General features: G+C 72.4%; 20 protein-coding genes and 1 pseudogene. 10 read left to right on the top strand and 11 right to left on the bottom strand.

What is annotated here, in order from left to right; all coding sequences use genetic code 11:
- Positions 1-17 precede the first annotated feature (17 nt).
- Positions 18-629 carry a TetR/AcrR family transcriptional regulator gene (locus IO39_RS47825; protein ID WP_043640270.1) on the bottom strand — a complete coding sequence of 204 codons (612 nt, stop codon included), beginning with the start codon at positions 627-629 and terminating at the stop codon, positions 18-20.
- 130 nt (positions 630-759) lie between these two features.
- Here IO39_RS47825 and IO39_RS47830 point away from each other — a divergent pair, with 130 nt between their 5' ends.
- The 5 genes from IO39_RS47830 to IO39_RS51740 all read left to right on the top strand — a co-directional run bounded on the left by IO39_RS47830 (position 760) and on the right by IO39_RS51740 (position 5,824).
- A complete protein-coding gene (locus tag IO39_RS47830; RefSeq protein ID WP_281200388.1) occupies positions 760-2,409 on the top strand; it encodes an ABC-F family ATP-binding cassette domain-containing protein in 1,650 nt (549 codons plus the stop codon).
- A gap of 219 nt (positions 2,410-2,628) precedes the next feature.
- Positions 2,629-3,504, top strand: coding sequence for a Vgb family protein (locus tag IO39_RS47835; RefSeq protein WP_211267429.1), 876 nt, complete (start codon positions 2,629-2,631; stop codon positions 3,502-3,504).
- A 185-nt stretch (positions 3,505-3,689) separates the two neighbouring features.
- Complete coding sequence (locus IO39_RS47840) at positions 3,690-4,637, top strand: quinone oxidoreductase family protein (protein WP_043640275.1); 948 nt, start codon at positions 3,690-3,692, stop codon at positions 4,635-4,637.
- Between the two features lie 5 nt (positions 4,638-4,642).
- On the top strand, positions 4,643-5,269 hold the full coding sequence (locus tag IO39_RS47845; RefSeq protein ID WP_043640278.1) for a LysE family translocator: 627 nt from the start codon (positions 4,643-4,645) through the stop codon (positions 5,267-5,269).
- Positions 5,270-5,446: 177 nt separating this feature from the next.
- The gene (locus IO39_RS51740; protein ID WP_052424300.1) at positions 5,447-5,824 is read left to right on the top strand and encodes an antitoxin; all 378 of its coding nucleotides are present in this window, start codon (positions 5,447-5,449) and stop codon (positions 5,822-5,824) included.
- A gap of 107 nt (positions 5,825-5,931) precedes the next feature.
- Here the strand turns inward: IO39_RS51740 and IO39_RS47855 are convergent, their stop codons facing one another.
- Positions 5,932-7,272 (bottom strand): MFS transporter, encoded by a 1,341-nt coding sequence (locus tag IO39_RS47855; protein ID WP_043640281.1) that lies wholly within the window; start codon positions 7,270-7,272, stop codon positions 5,932-5,934.
- A gap of 134 nt (positions 7,273-7,406) precedes the next feature.
- On the opposite strand from IO39_RS47855, the gene IO39_RS47860 reads away from it, so the two are divergent.
- Positions 7,407-8,918, top strand: a complete 1,512-nt coding sequence (locus IO39_RS47860; RefSeq protein WP_043640284.1) for a cobyric acid synthase — start codon at positions 7,407-7,409, stop codon at positions 8,916-8,918.
- Between the two features lie 24 nt (positions 8,919-8,942).
- Here the strand turns inward: IO39_RS47860 and IO39_RS47865 are convergent, their stop codons facing one another.
- The 4 genes from IO39_RS47865 to IO39_RS47880 all read right to left on the bottom strand — a co-directional run bounded on the left by IO39_RS47865 (position 8,943) and on the right by IO39_RS47880 (position 11,820).
- Positions 8,943-9,953 carry a 1-acyl-sn-glycerol-3-phosphate acyltransferase gene (locus tag IO39_RS47865; RefSeq protein ID WP_043640287.1) on the bottom strand — a complete coding sequence of 337 codons (1,011 nt, stop codon included), beginning with the start codon at positions 9,951-9,953 and terminating at the stop codon, positions 8,943-8,945.
- Positions 9,954-10,117: 164 nt separating this feature from the next.
- On the bottom strand, positions 10,118-10,942 hold the full coding sequence (locus tag IO39_RS47870; protein WP_043640290.1) for a patatin-like phospholipase family protein: 825 nt from the start codon (positions 10,940-10,942) through the stop codon (positions 10,118-10,120).
- A gap of 32 nt (positions 10,943-10,974) precedes the next feature.
- Entirely contained in the window at positions 10,975-11,307 is a 333-nt protein-coding gene (locus IO39_RS47875; protein ID WP_157549910.1) for an SCO4225 family membrane protein, read from the bottom strand.
- A 141-nt stretch (positions 11,308-11,448) separates the two neighbouring features.
- On the bottom strand, positions 11,449-11,820 hold the full coding sequence (locus IO39_RS47880) for a MerR family transcriptional regulator (RefSeq protein WP_043640296.1): 372 nt from the start codon (positions 11,818-11,820) through the stop codon (positions 11,449-11,451).
- A gap of 94 nt (positions 11,821-11,914) precedes the next feature.
- On the opposite strand from IO39_RS47880, the gene IO39_RS47885 reads away from it, so the two are divergent.
- Together IO39_RS47885 and IO39_RS47890 are read left to right on the top strand one after the other, a co-directional pair.
- Positions 11,915-12,613, top strand: a complete 699-nt coding sequence (locus IO39_RS47885) for an SDR family oxidoreductase (RefSeq protein ID WP_043640299.1) — start codon at positions 11,915-11,917, stop codon at positions 12,611-12,613.
- Positions 12,614-12,652: 39 nt separating this feature from the next.
- Positions 12,653-13,540: a DNA-3-methyladenine glycosylase family protein gene (locus IO39_RS47890; protein ID WP_043640302.1), complete on the top strand. Its 888-nt coding sequence runs from the start codon at positions 12,653-12,655 to the stop codon at positions 13,538-13,540.
- Here the strand turns inward: IO39_RS47890 and IO39_RS47895 are convergent.
- The gene (locus IO39_RS47895; RefSeq protein WP_245642686.1) at positions 13,474-13,806 is read right to left on the bottom strand and encodes a winged helix-turn-helix domain-containing protein; all 333 of its coding nucleotides are present in this window, start codon (positions 13,804-13,806) and stop codon (positions 13,474-13,476) included. The two genes, IO39_RS47890 and IO39_RS47895, sit on opposite strands and share 67 nt — an antisense overlap.
- Positions 13,807-14,045: 239 nt before the next feature.
- Here IO39_RS47895 and IO39_RS47900 point away from each other — a divergent pair, with 239 nt between their 5' ends.
- On the top strand, positions 14,046-14,411 hold the full coding sequence (locus IO39_RS47900; RefSeq protein ID WP_043640309.1) for an STAS domain-containing protein: 366 nt from the start codon (positions 14,046-14,048) through the stop codon (positions 14,409-14,411).
- Positions 14,412-14,618: 207 nt separating this feature from the next.
- On the opposite strand, the gene IO39_RS55725 is transcribed toward IO39_RS47900, so the two are convergent.
- The 4 genes from IO39_RS55725 to IO39_RS47920 all read right to left on the bottom strand — a co-directional run bounded on the left by IO39_RS55725 (position 14,619) and on the right by IO39_RS47920 (position 16,865).
- Positions 14,619-14,906 (bottom strand): hypothetical protein, encoded by a 288-nt coding sequence (locus IO39_RS55725; RefSeq protein ID WP_157549911.1) that lies wholly within the window; start codon positions 14,904-14,906, stop codon positions 14,619-14,621.
- A 62-nt stretch (positions 14,907-14,968) separates the two neighbouring features.
- Entirely contained in the window at positions 14,969-15,760 is a 792-nt protein-coding gene (locus IO39_RS47910) for a cytochrome c oxidase assembly protein (protein WP_084774740.1), read from the bottom strand.
- The gene (locus IO39_RS47915) at positions 15,757-16,278 is read right to left on the bottom strand and encodes a DUF2243 domain-containing protein (RefSeq protein ID WP_052424301.1); all 522 of its coding nucleotides are present in this window, start codon (positions 16,276-16,278) and stop codon (positions 15,757-15,759) included. The genes IO39_RS47910 and IO39_RS47915 overlap by 4 nt, the downstream gene beginning before the upstream one ends.
- Before the next feature lie 2 nt (positions 16,279-16,280).
- Positions 16,281-16,865 carry a hemerythrin domain-containing protein gene (locus IO39_RS47920; RefSeq protein ID WP_052424302.1) on the bottom strand — a complete coding sequence of 195 codons (585 nt, stop codon included), beginning with the start codon at positions 16,863-16,865 and terminating at the stop codon, positions 16,281-16,283.
- 193 nt (positions 16,866-17,058) lie between these two features.
- Between IO39_RS47920 and IO39_RS58600 the strand changes: the two are divergent.
- Positions 17,059-17,436 (top strand): annotated as a pseudogene (locus IO39_RS58600) (hypothetical protein); the annotation flags it as partial.

Raw genomic sequence — 17,436 nt, forward strand, 5'->3', positions numbered from 1 at the left:
CGGCGTCCCTCCCCCGTTCACGCCGTCCCTGGAGGCGGGGCCGACAGCACGCCGGCGCGGGCCGCCGCCAGGGCGGCGTCGGCGGCGCGGTCGGCGTCGCGCTCGGTGACCGGCTCGTGGGCGACGAACAACCGGTAGTAGACGGGCGCGACCGCCACCCTGATCACCTCGCCGGCGTCCACCACGTCGGGCAGCTCGCCGCGCGCGACCGCCCGCCGCACCACCTCCGCCGACTGCTCGTGCCGGGCGGCGAAGAAGTCGTGCAGCGCCCGCGCGGCGGCCGGGTCCTGTACGGCCGCCGCCACGAACGCCGACGACACCGGCCCCAGCTCGGGATCGGCGAACCCGCTGCGCACGAGCTGCACGATGCCCCGCAGATCCCCCTCGATCGAGCCGGTGTCGGGGACGGGCCACGGCTCGTCACCGGCCAGCTCCAGCGCGTCGGAGATCAGCCCTTCGACGCCGCCCCACCGCCGGTAGACGGTGGTCTTGTGCACGCCGGACCGCTCGGCCACCCGCTCCACCGTCAGCCCCGAGTAGCCGTGCTCGGCCAGCTCGGCGAGCGTGGCCTGCCGCACCGCCTCACGAACCCGCGCGCTGCGCCCTCCGGGGCGCTTACCGGTCTCCAAAAACTACTCCAGTTGCGTTAACTCTCGACCCATGGCAAACTAACGCTACATCAGTTGCGATTGGAGTTCCATCCTGATCAGCCTCCGCAAGGTTTCCAAGTCCTATGGCGAGCTGGCCGTCCTCACCGACGTGTCCATGTCCGTCGGCGCGGGCGAGCGCGTCGGCATCGTGGGCGAGAACGGCTCGGGCAAGTCCACGCTCGTGCGCCTGCTGGCCGGGGTCGAGCGGCCCGACGACGGCGAGGCGCGCGTGCCGGGCGACCTCGGCCACCTCGGGCAGACGCTCGGCCTGCCGCCCACCCACACGGTCCGGCAGGCCATCGACGCCGCGCTGGCCGGCCTGCGGGCCATGGAGCGCAGGATGCGCGAGCTGGAGTCCGCGCTGACCGAGGAGGTCATGGACGAATACGGCGAGCTGCTGACGGCCTACGAGCTGCGGGGCGGCTACGAGGCCGACGCCCGCATCGACAAGGCGTTCCACGGCCTCGGCCTGGCCCATGTGGGCCGCGACCGGCGGCTGGGCAGCCTGTCGGGCGGCGAGCGGGCGCGGCTGGGCCTGGCCTGCGTGCTGGCTGCCGCGCCCCGCGTGCTGCTGCTCGACGAGCCGACCAACCACCTCGACGAGTCCGCCCTGACCTGGCTCGAAGACCGGCTGCGCGAGCACAGGGGCGCGGTGGCCGTGGTCTCGCACGACCGCGTCTTCCTCGACCGGGTCGCCACGGCGATCATCGAGGTCGAGCACGGCGCCGTCACCCGCTTCGGCGGCGGCTACACCGGCTTCCTGGCGGCCAAGGCGGCGGCCAGGGCGCGGTGGGAGCAGGCTTACGCGGAGTGGTGCGAGGAGGTGCGGCAGGTGCGCGAGCACGCCGCCACCACCGCGCACCGGGTCGCGGTGGGGCGGGTGATGCGCGACAACAACAAGATGGCCTACGACCGCAACGCCGGGCGCGTGCAGAGCTCGGTGGCCGGCCGCGTCCGCAACGCGCACGAGCGCCTGCGCCGCCTGGAGGCCGCCCCCGTCCCCCGCCCGCCCGCCCCGCTCCGCTTCCACGGCTCCTTCGGCCCCGGCCCCGACGGCATGCCCGCGCCCGGCGCGGCCCCCGGGCCTGACGCGCTTCCCGGCCCTGACGTTCCCGGCCCTGACGTTCCCGGCCCTGAAGGTGCTGAAGGTGCTGAAGGTGCGGGCCGCGTGCAGGGTGCCCTCGGTGGTGAGGACAGTGCCACCGGGGCCGGCCGCGCGGCCGGGCGGGTGCTCGTCGAGTTGCGGGACGTCCGGGTGGGCGACCGGCTCCACGTCGAGGAGCTGGCGATCAGGGCGGGCGACCGGCTGCTGGTCCGGGGCGCCAACGGCGCGGGCAAGTCCACGCTGCTGCAGGTCCTGGCCGAACGCTCCGACGGCCGGGTCGGCCACCTCCCGCAGGAGGTGACCTTCGATCCGGACCAGGGCGTGCTGGAGGCATACGGAGAGGGTTACGCCGACGAGCGCCGGGCGGTGCTGCTGAGCACGGGCCTGTTCCGGGCGCACACCCTCGACCAGAAGGTCGGCGCGCTGTCGGTCGGCCAGCAGCGCAGGCTCGCCCTGGCCAAGCTGCTGGCCCGCGAGCACGACCTGCTGTTGCTCGACGAGCCGACGAACCACCTGTCCCCGGTGCTCGCCGAAGAGCTCGAACGAGCACTCGACGCCTACCGGGGCGCGGTCGTCCTGGTGTCACACGACCGCGCCCTCCTCCGCCGCTTCCGGGGAACGCAGATCGAGCTGGCGGGGGGACGCATCCTTTGACCACGACCCCGCGGGGCAAGCCTCGCCACTCACCAGAGAGCACCGCCCTCCGCTTACCGGACCGCGCCCAACGGGTGCGAACCGGCACTCACCGGACGTGACCCACGACGAGACGCGCACCAGCGGCACCGAACGCCATCCATCCGGCGAGCACGACCGGCTCAGGAGCGTTCACCCGTCGAGACAGCAGAACTTGGGGGAAATATGCAAACGTTGACCATGATCGATGCGGGTTCGCCGTACGGCATCGCCACCGCGACCGACGGAGCCCTGTGGTTCACCCTCGCTCACGAGGGGCGGATCGGCAGGCTGGTGCCGGGGCAGGAGCCGGTGATCCACCAGCTCGAACCGGCCGACGGGCAGCCCATGGTGATCACACCCGGTCCTGACGGGGCGATGTGGTTCACGGAGGGGAAGTTCGGCGAGCCCGGCCGGGTCTGCCGCATCACGCCCGATGGCACGGTCACCACACATGCCGCGCAGTCCCCGTACGGCATCGTCGCGGGCCCTGACGGCGCCATGTGGTTCACCCAGATGCAGCCGGGCGCGATCGGGCGCATCGGAGCTGACGGGACGATGACGGAGTTCGCGGTGCCCCTGGACGGTGGCGGCATGCCCTCCTTCATCACCGCAGGCCCCGACGACGCCCTGTGGTTCACCCTCAACCAGGGCAACGCCATCGGGCGCGTCTCGCCGTCGGGTGAGATGACCTTCCACCCGCTGCCCACCGAGGGCGCCGCGCCGGTGGGCATCACGCTGGGCCCGGACGACGCCCTGTGGTTCGTGGAGATCGGCGCCGGCCAGGTCGGCCGCATCGACACCTCGGGCAAGATCACCGAATACCCGCTCCCCGACCGCGCCGCCCGCCCCCACGCGATCACCACCGGCCCGGACGGCGCCCTGTGGTTCACCGAGTGGGCGGCAGGCCGGCTGGGCCGCATCACGACCGACGGGACCATCGAGGAGCACCCGCTGCTCGCCGTGCCGGGCGAAGACGGCAGCGAGCGGAAGGCCGAACCCCACGGCGTGACGGTCGGACCGGACCGTGCGCTCTGGGTGGCCCTGGAAGCAGGCGCTCTGGCCCGCATCCCCTGACGGCACGCCCGGTCCAGGGCGCATCCCCTGACGGCACGCCCGCGTCCAGGGCGTCCACCTCACGCCCACGGCGCTCCGGGCGGCACCGCGCCGGGATCGTCCTCGTGCCCGTGGGGACCGGCCGTGCGGGGTGATGGGCCGTACCCGGGTGGCATCGGGGGGTGGGCGGGGAGTTGACTAGGGATATGCATGCCATCATCGTCTCCGCCCCAGGCGGCCCAGAGGTTCTCGAGTACGGCGAGCGGCCCGACCCCACGCCCGGTGACGGGGAAGTCGTGGTCGACGTGGCCGCCAGTGGTGTGAACTTCATCGACATCTACCACCGCTCCGGTGCGTACCCGCTCAACCTGCCCACCCCGATCGGGTCCGAGGGCGCGGGCACGGTCTCGGCCGTCGGCGCGGGGGTGCGGGACGTGGCGGTGGGTGACACCGTCGCGTGGGTCAACGTGCTGGGCAGCTACGCCGAGAAGGCCGTCGTGCCGGCCGACCGCCTGGTGCCGGTGCCCGAGGGGGTGTCGGCCGAGGTGGCCGCGGCGGCGATGTTGCAGGGCATGACCGCCCACTACCTGACGTGCTCGACCCACGAGGTGAAGGAGGGCGACCGGGTCCTCGTCCACGCCGGGGCGGGCGGCATGGGCCAGCTGCTGATCCAGCTCGCCAAGCTCAAGGGCGCCAAGGTCTACACCACGGTCTCCACCAGCGAGAAGGAGAAGCTGGCCAGGGAGGCGGGCGCCCACGAGGTGCTGCGCTACGACGACTTCGCCGAGGCGCTGCGGGGCACGATCGACGTGGTGTACGACGGTGTCGGCAAGGCCACGTTCGACGGCGGGCTGGAGGCGCTGCGCCCGCGCGGCCTCATGGCCCTGTACGGCGCCGCCAGCGGCCCCGTGCCGCCGTTCGACCCGCAGACGCTCAACAAGCAGGGCTCGCTCTTCCTGACCAGGCCCACGCTCGTCCACTACGTCGCCGAGCGCCGGGAGCTGCTCCAGCGCGCGTCCGACGTGTTCGGCTGGATCGCCGCCGGGCAGCTCGTGATCAACGTGTCACACCGCTACCCGCTGGCCGAGGCGCGGCAGGCCCACGAGGACCTGGCCGCCCGGCGTACCACCGGGAAGCTGCTTCTCATACCCTGACATCCATGGACATCGCAGGATCTGTGTGGTCGTTCGCCGCGGTGGTCGCCCTGCTCACGATCACGCCCGGCCTCGACACGGCCCTGATCCTGCGGACGTCCGTGCTCGCCGGTCGGCGCCCGGCCTGGGGTGTGACGCTGGGGATCCAGCTCGGCACGCTCATCTGGGGCGTGCTCACCGCGGCCGGGCTGTCGGCGCTGCTGGCGGCCTCGCAACTGGCCTACGACGTGCTGCGCTGGGCCGGGGCGGCGTACCTGGTGTGGATGGGCCTGCGCATGCTGCTGGCCGCCAGGGGCGGCGAGCACGCGCCCGAGCAGCTTCAGCAGGAGGTGCGCTTCGGCACGGGGCTGCGGCGCGGGCTCCTGACGAACCTGCTCAACCCCAAGGTCGGGGCCTTCTACGTGGCCATGTTGCCGCACTTCATCCCCGACGACGCGCCGCACGCGCTGATGGGGCTGCTGCTGGCCGGGGTGCACGTGGCCGAGGGGCTGGTGTGGAGCGCGCTGCTGATCGGGTTCGCGGCGCTGATGGGCGGGTTCCTGCGGTCGCCGGCCGTGCGGCGCTTCCTCGACCGGCTGGCCGGCGTGGTGATCGTCGGTTTCGGCGTCCGCCTGGCCGTCTCCCACGACTGAGGCTCTCGCGTACGGCCACTCCGAGCCGGAGCGGGCCGAGAGCTGAACCGCTCACACCGCCCGCCCGGCAAGTCGAGGGCTGATCGCTCGCGCCGGCCCGGTAAAGGCAGGTCAGACATCTTTCGAGGTGGCAGGGGTAGGGGCCCGATCGTAGTCTGAAGAAACGGGGAAAGGGTCATGAGCCGCATCGGAGACTGGCTGAAGAAGGCCGAGAACCTTGCCAGGGGGCACTCCAAGCAGGCCGACCAGGTGCTGGACCGCGCCGAGCAGTTCGTGAAGGAACGCACCGGGCACAAGTACGACGAGCAGATCAGCAAGGGCGCCGATGCCGTGCAGCGCCGCTACGGCGGTGGCGAGACCGGTGCCGGTGACGGGCGCGGTGCCGGTGACGAGCGGGGCGCAGGTGACGAGCGGGGCGCCGGTGACGGGCGGGGCCTGGGCGACGGGGCGGGTGACGGACGGGGCGTCGGCGACGAGCGGCGCGCCGGCCGGCAGCCGCAGTACCAGACGCCCACACAGGAGGAGCAGGGCCGGCGTATGCCGCCGCAGGGGTGAGACGGGACCGCGGGCAGGGGTGAGGCCCGCGATCCCGCCCGCCGGCGCTCCGATCGTGGGCGAGGCCGTGCCCGCGGTTCCGTCCGCCGGGGTTCCGGTCGGGTGGGTCAGCGGCGGGCGTCGTCCATGACCTTGCGGGCGTCGCGTTCGAACGAGGCCCTGGCGCCCAGCGTGAGCAGGCCGCCCACCACCATGGGGATCACCAGGATGTACATGCCGGACAACAGCGACCCGAACGCGTCCGAGGCGATGCCGACGACCAGCGAGCCGAACGCGGCGCCGAACGTCAGCAGCAGTTGCAGGACGGCGAAGCCGAGGCCGCGCGCGGCGGCCGGGACCACGTCCGCCAGGCAGGCGGTCATGTTGGGGATCGCGATCGACATCAGCGAGCAGGCGATGAGCACGCCGATCGTCAGCGCCGCGATGGAGTCCATCGACAGCGCCCCGGCCAGGACCGCGGAGCCGGCCGTGATGCCGCCGCCGCCCGCCAGCAGCCGGCCGCCCTTGCGGGTGCCGTGCCACTTCCGGCCCAGCCACGAGCCGACCAGAGTGCCGGTGAGAGTGCCCGCGATGGTGATCAGGCCGCTGAGCGAGGCGGCGGAGCCGACGCCGACGGCGAAGTCGCGCACCATGAGCGTGGGCAGCCAGAAGAAGATCCCGGCCAGGCCGAGGCTGAGCAGCGCCAGGCCGAGGCAGACGAAGATCAGCGTGGGAATGACCACCACCTGGCGGAGCTGCGGCCAGAACGGCGGCTTGTCCTTGAGCTTCTTCGGCATGACGGGCGGGGCGGCCGCCGCCTCGGACGGTGGCTGTCCTGAGGCGATCAGCCGGTCCAGTTCGCCGCGGCGCGGCTCGCGCAGCATCCAGACGAGCAGCGCCGTGAGCACGCCGGGGACGACCATGATGAGGAACGCCGTCCGCCATCCGAACGCCTCGGCCAGCACCCCGCCGAGCAGGGTGCCCACCCCGCCGAGGTACGTCGTGACGCGCGTCAGCCCGTACGCCTTGGCCCGGCTGGCCGGCGGGTAGTAGTCGGCGAGCAGGCTGCCCGCGGCCGGATTGTCGATGTTCTCGGCGACGGCCAGGAACACGCGCATCAGGTAGAACATCGCGAAGCCGGTGGCCAGGCCGGAGCCCAGCGTGGCGATGGCCCAGCAGAAGACCACGATCGCGATGATCCGCGTGCGGCTGAAGCGGTCCGCCAGGTATCCGGCGGGCAGGGAGACCACGGCCGCGGCCAGGGCGGCGGCCGTGGGGATGGAGCCCGCGGCGGTGTCGCTGAAGCCCCATTCCTTCTGTATGAGCGGGAGCACGCCCGATAGGAGGTTGTGCTCGATCCGGTCCACTAGTCCGACGATGAACAGCACCACGAGGGGTGCCCAGCCGAATGGCGCGCGGGACTGCGCGTCGATGGTGCCTGTACGCGGCGAACCGAACGTCCCGACCATGCCCACCCTTTCCGTAGGGAAATCTAGAATCGAGTTCTAGGGCAATGTTCTAGCCAGAGTGGCAGAAGTCACAGCATTCGTAAATGGTGGTTACCTGGAAATTTCCTGACCATGCCCCTGTGTACGGTGATCCCATGGTCAAAGGGGCATTGCTGGTCGCCGGTACCACCTCGGACGCGGGCAAGAGCGTGGTCACGGCCGGGATCTGCCGCTGGCTGGCCCGCCGGGGCGTCCGCGTGGCGCCGTTCAAGGCCCAGAACATGTCGCTGAACTCGTACGTCACCGCCGACGGCGCCGAGATCGGCCGGGCGCAGGCCATGCAGGCGCAGGCCGCGGGGCTCGAACCCGTCGCCGACATGAACCCGATCCTGCTCAAGCCCGGCAGCGACCGCCGCAGCCAGGTCGTGCTCATGGGCAGCCCGGTGGCCGACGTGGACGCCATGGAGTACGGCGCGCTGCGCGACCTGCTGCGCACCACGGCGCTGGAGGCGCTGGACCGGCTGCGCAAGCAGTACGACGTGGTGGTGTGCGAGGGGGCGGGCAGCCCCGCCGAGATCAACCTGCGCCGCGGCGACATCGCCAACATGGGCCTGGCCAGGGCCGCGAACCTGCCGGTGATCGTGGTCGGCGACATCGACCGGGGCGGGGTGTTCGCCGCGTTCTACGGCACGGTCGGCCTGCTGGACGCCGCCGACCAGTCCCACGTCGCCGGTTTCGTGGTGAACAAGTTCCGCGGCGCGAAGGAGCTGCTGGAGCCGGGGCTCGACATGATCAGAGGGCTGACCGGGCGCGAGGTGTACGGGGTGCTGCCCTGGCTTGACGGGCTCTGGCTGGACGTGGAGGACTCGCTGGCCCTCGACAGCCGGCAGGTCGCCGTGCGCCCGCCGTACGGGAGGCAGACCCTGCGGGTGGCGGTCGTGCGGCTGCCGCGCATCTCGAACTTCACCGACGTGGACGCGCTGGCCGCCGAGCCGGGCGTCGTCGTGCGCTTCGCCACCGGCCCGGCCGAGCTGGACGACGCCGACCTGGTCGTGCTGCCCGGCTCCCGGGCCACGGTCTCCGACCTGCGGTGGTTGCGCGAGAGCGGGCTCGCGGCGGCGATCGCCGCCAGGAGCGGGCCCGTCCTGGGCGTCTGCGGCGGGTTCCAGATGCTCGGGCGGGAGATCGTGGACGAGGTCGAGTCGGGGGCGGGCCGGGTCGAGGGGCTGGGGCTGCTGCCGGTGCGGGTCGAGTTCGGCCGGGACAAGCGGCTGGGCAGGCCCGAGGGGACGGCGTACGGGGAGCGGGTGCGGGCGTACGAGATCCACCACGGGGTGGCCTCGGTCGAGGGGGGCGAGCCGTTCCTCGACGGGTGCCGGGCCGGGAACGTCTGGGGCACCACCTGGCACGGCGCCCTGGAGAACGACGGCTTCCGCCGCGCCTTCCTCGCCGACGTGGCGGCGCGGGCCGGGCGCGACTTCGTCCCCGACCCGGGCACGGACTTCGCCCGCCTGCGGGAGGAGCGGCTCGACGCGCTCGGCGACCTGGTGGAGCGGCACCTCGACACGGACGCGCTGCTCCGCCTCATCGAGCACGGCCCGTCCCCGGACCTGCCGGCCCTGCCCCCGGGAGCACCACGGCCGGCGGCAGAGCCGGCGGCGCGGTGAGAGGCGGAGCCAGGAGCGCGGAGGCTAGGAGATCCGGGTCAGGTGCTGGTCCGTGATCCACTCGTCGATGCGCTCCCAGTGGTCGTACAGCCACTGGATCCGCTCCTCCCGGCCGTGCGGGACGGCGGCGGCCGGCACGCGCCACCACTTCGCGGTGATGCGCGCGCGCACGGGCAGGTAGCGCCAGATGTCGCGCAGCGTGACCAGGTCGTCGAGGCCGGTGTGCGCGACGAAGACGACGTCGGCCGACGGGCACGCCTCGATGGCCGCGATGGCGCCGTTCGGGCGGGGCGGGAGCAAGTGGGTCAGGCCACGCGCCCGCTCCGCTTCGGCGAGCAGCCCCTTCTCCTCCAGGCGGTCGATCGCCTTCTGGCGGCGGCGCGGGGTGAAGTTGCCGCCCTCGGGGAAGATCACCAGGGCGTCCCGGCCGCTCATCGTGGCGGCCAACCCGCGGATCTCCTCGATCACGAGCGTCTGTCCGGACTTGCGGGGGACGAACGCGTTCGGCAGCCGGTTGATGACCACGTCGAGCGAGGGATCGTACTGGAGCGCGGCCTTCATGACGATGCGCGGCCGGCGCTCGTAGCGGTCGAGGAGGTGATGGATCAGCAGGAAGGAGTCACCGGGGCCCGCGTGCCGCGACAGCACGATGATCGGCTTGGCCGGCCCGGCCGGCCGCTCGCCGTCGTCCGGCGGCTCGGGCTCGTCGATGTCCACGCGCAGCTGGAAGATGTGCACCGCGGTCGTGAACGCCTTCTCCAGGAACCACTTGATCAGCGCGTAGTGGCGCTCCTGCCGCCGGGCCCCGCCCGCCACCCACAACCACAGGCAGGCGATCAGCAGGGCCGACTCCAGCGTCAGCCAGGCCGCCGCGAACCAGACGAACCGCGCGCTCCTGCGCTGCGGCGGCGGCAGCCGGAGCGCGGCGGCGGCCGCGACGACCAGCCAGAACGGCAGCGTCACCACCATGAACACGGTCACCACGATGACCAGCGGCGCCAGCACGAGCCTGCGCAGAAACCGAGGTGGAAGCACCGGCGCCTCCTTCAGAGGTGTGCTCTCATCCTGCCCCGCCCCGCAAGCAGAGGAGCGCTCTCATCCTGCCCTGTCCCGCGAACAGAGGGCTGCTTCCATCCTGCCCCGTTCCGCGACCAGAGGTCTGTTTCCACCTGCCCCGTCCCGCGAACAGGGGGCTGCCTTCATCCTGCCCTGTCCCGCAGGTAGCGGGAAGACGCCTTGTACGCCCGCTCCATGGAGGCCGCGATCTGCGACACGTCGCGATAGCGCAGCGGCGAGAGCGGCTCGGTCACGCCGGTGGGCAGCACGTGCACCTCCACCCCGGGCGGCAGCGTGGCCAGGTCCTCGGCGAACCGGTGCCGGCGGGCGATCTCGAAGGCCACCATGCCCACCTCCCAGAACCGCCTCGGCGGCGCCAGCGGGCGTTCGACACGGCCGACGTGCAGGACGAACACCCGCCGGGCGCCCATCAGCACGGCCCGCCCGATCGGGATGCTGTGCACCAGCCCGCCGTCGTAGAAGTGCTCGCCGCCGATCACCACGGGCGGCAGCAGCCCCGGCACCGCGCACGAGGCCAGCACCGCCTCCACCAGCGGCCCGCCGGTGAACCAGTGCGCCGCCGCGCGCTCGACCGAGGCCGCCACGCACTGGAACGGCACCTCCAGCTCCTCGATCAGGGACACCCGCACGGTCCTGGCGAGCACGCCGCGCAACGGGCCGATCGGGTGCAGGTGGGTGCCGGTCCTGGCCAGCGTGGACAGCCGGGCCACCCAGGAGCCGGCGAAGGCCGTGCGGACGACGTCGGACTGCCACAGCCCGGTCAGCCTGGCCACCGCCTCGCCGGGCCCGGCGGCGATGACCGCGCCGTTCAGCGCGCCGACGGAGGTGCCCACCACCAGGTCGGGGCGGATCCCCGCCTCGTCGAGCGCGCGCAGCATGCCCACTTCGTACGCCCCGAGCACGCCTCCGCCGCCGAGCACGAACGCGGTCTCCACGTGGCGGGCCATGGTCGGATTGTCCCCCGCCTTCCCGGCGGCTGTCACACCGGCCCCGCCTCCTCCCGCTCCCGCCGCCGCCCGCGCGCGACCCGCCACAACACCCAGGCCTGGAACAACCCCGCCGCGGGGAACACCGTGAAGAAGACGAGCGGATGGCCGGGCAGGGGCAGCATCATGAGCAGGAACGAGGTCGGAGAGGTGACGAAGAAGACGAGGATGCCCTCCAGCCCCTGACTGCCCGGCTGCCGCGTGCTGATCTCGACCACGACGACCGACACCAGCACGATCAGCGCGTAGCCGCCCGAGACGGCGACACCCCGCCGCCACCGGTCGAAACGGGAGACGTGGTTTCTCAGCATGCGCAGGGGCCTCATGGCACGAGCCTGTCAGAGCCGCCCGCCCGCCGTCCTGAGCGATCGACACCAGGGCCGGGTGAGTACGGCGGCTCAATCGCTCAGGCAGCGCCCTCAGGCAGCGCTCAACCCCCGGGCAGCGATCAATCCGTCGGGCGGCGATCAATCCCTCGGGCAGGGCCGCCCCTCGTGCAGCGACTCGGCGACGACCAGGATGATGGCGTCGAGCTTGTCGCGGGTCTCGACCAGGCCGCCGATCCGCTCCTCGATGCGCGCGCGCTCGGCCATGAGCCGGTCGAGCAGCTCGGGCGTCACCTCGCCGGTGCGCACGCAGGGCATGATCGGCTCGATGGCCCGGCTGGCCAGGCCCGCCGCGTAGAGGTTCTGGATGAGCTTGACCTGCTCCACGGCGTTGTCCGGGTAGACCCGCTGGCCGCTGGCGCTGCGCTCGGCGGTGAGCAGCCCCTGCTCCTCGTAGTAACGCAGCGCCCGCACGCTCACACCCGCCTGGGACGCCAGCTCACCGATCCGCAACGTGATCCCCCTCACAAGACTTGCCTCTGACGTCAACGTCAGGTTTTAGCGTAGCCGTGAATCACTTCCACCTGAGAACTGCCAGGAGGCAGCCATGCGTATTTCCGGCTCCGTAGCGCTCGTGACCGGCGCCAACCGCGGCATCGGCCGCCACTTCGCCCAGCAGCTCCTGGAGCGGGGCGCGAAGAAGGTGTACGCGACGGCCCGCGACACCGCCACCATCGACCTGCCCGGCGTGGAGGCGCTGCGCCTGGACATCACCGACCCCGCAGCGGTACGGGCCGCGGCCGAGGCCGCCGGGGACGTCACGCTACTGATCAACAACGCCGGCATCGCCACCTACACGAACCTGGTCACGGGAGACCTGGACAAGATCCGCCTGGAGATGGACACCCACTTCTACGGCACGCTCGGCATGATCCGCGCCTTCGCCCCCATCCTGGGCGCCAACGGCGGCGGCGCGATCGTCAACGTGCTGTCGGCGCTGTCGTGGTTCTCCTACGACGGGGCCAACGCCTACAGCACCGCGAAGGCGGCCGAGTGGAGCCTGACCAACGGGGTGCGCCTCGAACTGCGCGGCCAGGGCACCCTCGTCACCGGCGTGCACCTGGGGGCCGCGGACACCGACATGATGCGCGACTACGAGGGGGAGAAGAGCGACCCCGCCGACGTGGTGCGCGCCGCGCTCGACGGCGTCGAGGCGGACCGCCTGGAGGTCGTCGTGGACGAGTGGTCGGCCAAGGTCAAGGCCTCGCTGGCGGACGACCCGAGCGCCTTCTACGGCGCCGCCTGACCCCCGCCCTTCCCGCCGCCCCGGCCTACCATGACGCCCATGACCACGCACGGATTCACGCTCACCGCCGAGGGCCCGTTCGACTTCGCCGACTCGCTGCGTTTCGTCGAGGACTGGCCGGCCACCAGCGCGCTGCCCTCCGACGGCCGCACGCTGCGCTTCGCCTACTGCGCGGAGGCGGACTGGCGGCCGATCGGCGTGAGCGTGACCGCCGCGCCCGGCGGGGTCAGCGTCACCACGACCCGGGCGGCGGGCCCGGCGATCAGGGGCGAGGTGGCGCGGGTGTTCTCGCTCGACGTGGACGGCACGGGGTTCGCGAAGCTGGGCGAGGCCGACCCCGTCCTCGGCGACCTCCAGCGGCGCCGGCCCGGGCTGCGCCCGGTGTGCTTCTGGAGCCCGTGGGAGGCGGCGTGCTGGGCGGTGATCGTGCAGCGGTCGTCGATGCTGATCGCCGCCCGCATCAAGCAGCGCATCGCGGAGCGGTACGGCGCGCGGGTCGTCGTGGACGGCCAGGAGCGCACCGCCTTCCCGCCGCCCGTCTCGCTCCTGGACGCCGGCGGCCTCGGCCTGCCGGCGCAGAAGGAGGAGTGGGTACGCGGCCTGGCCAGGGCGGCGCTCGACGGCCTGCTCACCACCGAGCACCTGCGCTCGCTGCCGCCGGAGGAGGCCCTGGCCGAGCTGCGGGCCCTGCCCGGGGTGGGGCCGTTCTCCGCGGGCCTGATCCTGATCAGGGGCGCGGGCGCGCCGGACGCGTTCCCGGGCGACGAGCCGCGACTGTTCGCGATCCTGCGCGAGGTGTACGGCCTGCCCGAGGACGCCACCCCGTCGGCGTACCGCAAGATCGCCGAGTCGTGGCGGCCCTACCGGTCGTGGGCCTCTTTCCTGTTCCGCTCGGCCGCGTACGGCGTGATGGACGGCAACGGCTGATCCCCGGCGGCGTCCTCGCGGGGCAGGTCGTGCTGGGTGAACATGTCGATCAGCAGCCTGATCGGCAGCCCGGCCTCGGTCGGGTAGCGGAAGTGCCGCTCCAGGTTGAGGCTGTAGTGGTTGCGCCGCCCGACGCGGTCGCGGTTGAGGTATCCGGCCTCGTAGAGGTCGCGGACGATGCCCTGCACGGCGCGCTCGGTGATGCCGATGCCGGCGGCGATGTCACGCACCCTGATGGCGGGATCTCGGGCGATCTCTATCAGCACCCGGGCATGGTGGGTGAGGAATGTCCAACTGGATCGACGGTCGTCACTTTCGCTCACAGCTCTTTCGCCTCTTCGGCCCCGTTCTGATCCCCTCGGGGATAGATGAAACTAGTTTCGCGAAGATCCTATGACGAAATGTCTTTCCGGTATCTAGCTACGGCATTAGAGTCTAGGCAACGGCAGGCGTACCTGCGGCAATCGTCGAACCCCACCGGCCGCCCCACCCGCCAGGAGTGCCCGTGAACCTCACCTGTCGCCATCTGCCCGGAGCCACGCTGATCGGCGTGTCGGGGCAGATCGACACCAACAACTCCGCCGAGCTGGAGAAGTTCATCGACCGGCAGCATCGGCGGCTGGACGAGCATCTCATCGTGGACATGAGCCGGCTGACCTTCCTGGACAGCTCCGGCCTGGCCGTCCTGCTCGCCGCCGCGGCGCTCGCCCGCGCGCACGGCGTCGGCCTGCACCTGGCCGCGATGCAGTCGATGCCGGCCCGGCTGATGGAGATCACCGGAGCCCTGCGCGCGGTGTCGGTGTACGACCACGTGGACCAGGCCGTCGCCGCGGTGCTCGGCCACATGAGCCCTCCGGAACGCGCGATGTGACGCCCCCGGGTGCGGACCCGCGCCCGGCTCTGAACCCGCGCCCGGGTCCGGGCTTCGGGCGCGGGCTTCGGGCGGGGCGCGGGCTCCGTGCCGGGTTCAGGGCCGGGTTCAGGGCCGGGCTCAGGGCCGGGCTCAGGGCCGGGCTCAGGGCCGGGCTCAGGGCCGGGCTCAGGGCTGGGCGCGCCCGGATGCCGGTGCCGGTGCAGGTCAGGACGGTCTGCGGTGCACGCCCACCAGGTGACCGTTCTGCCGGATCTGGGCCTCGTCATAGGGACACAGCGGGCGCGTGACGTACTCCTCCGCGATGCTGTCGGCCTCCCTCCGGTCCACTCCCCAGCCGATCGTGTGCCAGCGGGCCTGGCCGTCCTCGCCCGTGGTGTCCAGGACCGCGATCTCGAACAGCTCAGCGGCGGCCGGGGGCGTGCAGCGGACGCGTCCCCCCGCCGCCTCTCCGGCGGTGCGCAGCTCCGGGTCGCCGATGCCCCGCTGGTTCATGTGGATCTCCCTCCGGTCGCGCAATGCTGGCTCCGCAGATGCATGCCCCGATCATCGCCATGTCAGTCATGTCGCAGGATGGGGGCCATGGGAGCGGGCCGGGCCCGGCGCGCCGGCCGCCAGCCGGACGCCAGGGCCAGGGCCAGGAGCAGCTCGGCCAGGTCTCCGCCGTAGTACATGATCTCGGCCGCGCCGCGGCGCTGCTCCTCGGGCGCCGGCAGGTCCACCGCGATCCCGGCGTACATGAGCTGCGACAACCCCGCGTGCACGGCGATGGCCACGCCCAGCACCACCAGCCGGGCCGGCACCGAGGGGCGGCGCGGCGCGGGGTCGGGACCGGCGATCACCCAGGCGAACAGGCAGCCGGACAGCAGGAAGTGCGCGTGCACCGCCGCGTGGGCCCAGCCGTGCGCCAGGGTGAGCCGGTAGAGCGGCGTGCAGTACAGCACCACCATGCCGCCCACGCTCAGCAGCAGCGCCGTGACCGGGTTGGCCAGGACGTGCACGGCGCGCCCGCGCAGCAGCGCGGTGAGGCGGCGGGCGCGGGCGGCGGGCAGGGCGCGCAGCAGCAGCGTCATCGGCGCGCCGAGCACCAGGAACAGCGGCGCCAGCATGCCGATGAGCAGGTGCTGCAGCATGTGACCGCGGAAGTCGGCCGCGGCCCACGACTGGACCGGGCCCGCCGTGGCGGCGGCGAGCAGCGCGAGCCCGGCGAGGAACGAGCCCGCCCGCCGACGGCTCCAGCTCCTGGGTCCGGGGCGCGCGGCGAGCAGCAGGTAACCGCCGGCCGCGACCGCCACGAGCAGGAGCGGGACGAGCGGCGACAGGTGGGCGTGGCCTTCGTGACCCGTCACCCGCGCGGCGCCTTCGCGCCGTCCTCGCACAGGTCGAGCGTCCCGCTGCCGCGTTGCAGCGCCCAGCCGCCCGCCACCAGGAGCGCGCCGAGGAGCAGGAAGCCCAGGTCCCACCAGAGCTGATGCGGGCCGGTGCGTACGTGGTGGATGCCCAGCAGGTGGTGGTCGATCACGCCCTCCACCAGGTTGAACAGGCCCCAGCCGACGAGGATCCAGCCCCACAGCGCCCGCGAGCGCCACACCCGGCCCCGCGAGGCCGTGACGCGGGAGTAGAGCAGGCCGAGCCCGATCAGCACCGCCAGCCAGGTGACGGTGTGGAAGAGGCCGTCCCAGACCGTGTTCATGCGCAGCCCGGGCACGGTGTCCACCGGGTAGTGGCGGATGCCGACGTTGTCGGTGTCGGTGCTGCTCAGCATGTGGTGCCACTGCAGGAGCTGGTGCAGCAGGATGCCGTCCACGAACCCGCCCAGCCCGACCCCCAGGATCGTGCCGGGCAGCCCTATGCCGCGTGCGGTCATGGTCAGGGGTTCTTGCCCATGGCCTGGCGGACCATGTCCCGGACGCGGTCCATCATCGCGACCGGCGTGCCGACCAGCAGGTTCTTGGTCGCCGACTCGGTGCCGGGGTGCGGGTGCGTGGGCGCCATGGCCTCGGCGGCCTTGACCCCGGCGGCCATGCTGCGGCGTTCGGCCTCGGTGGTGTGGCCGCGCAGCTGGGTGAACTCGTACCGCTCCTCGCTGCGGGCGTGCGCCTCCACGGCGCCGCGCAGCAGCAGCAGGTTCTCCATGAAGTCGGGGGCGTCGGGCCCCGCCTGGTCGAGCCGCATGAGCAGTTCCTTGGCCTCGTTCTCCTCGGCCAGCCGGTCGTCGACCACGCCGTCACCGCCGTCGATCTTGCGGCGGGCGTAGGGGTGGACGATCTCCTCCTCGGCGGTCTCGTGCACCGCCAGCAGGCGCACCAGCCGGGTGAACGCCTCTCCCCTCTGGCCGGCCGGCGCCTGCTCGACCTCGTCGAACAGGTCCCTGATCATCGCGTGCTGGGCCAGCAGCAGGTCGATGACATCCGTCTCGCCCATCGTCTCGGGCGCCGTCTTCTGCGCGGTCATGGCAGTCCTCCTTCGATCCCGGGCGTGGCCTACCCGGGAAGGAGCAGGCCACGCCCGAACCTTCGGGCTCCTTACCGAATGCGGGGCTTTCGCCGGGAGCGCGAAGAGATTGGGCCGGGAAGCCTCGGGTAGGGCACGCGGGCACGCCGGCAGCCCCTCAGGAACGTCGAATCATCGAAGGAGCGCGTTACCCATGACCTTCAACCCATTGCGTGAACGGGGCATCCCGCTGGACAAGCAGCTGCGGAACTGGCGGGAGCTGAACGTCACGCCCATCGATCCCGACCACGCCGATCCGTACACGCGGTGCCGGATCATCACCATGAACGGGATCGAGGTGGAGGCGATCCTGTTCAGCCACCAGCTCGCCCGCCACTGCCCCGACCTGGAGCTCAAGCAGCACCTGGCCAGGGTCCGCTACATCGAGGCGCAGCAGCAGAAGGTGGTCAACTGGCTGCTGCCCGGCCTGGCCTCGGTGCTGGAGACGACGATCGCCTACGAGCAGGTGGCCGTGGACCTGACGGCGTGGGTGGCCCGGATGGAGCCGGACCCGTACCTGAAGCAGGCCTAC

This window comes from Nonomuraea candida, assembly GCF_000725485.1.
Lineage (GTDB): Bacteria > Actinomycetota > Actinomycetes > Streptosporangiales > Streptosporangiaceae > Nonomuraea > Nonomuraea candida.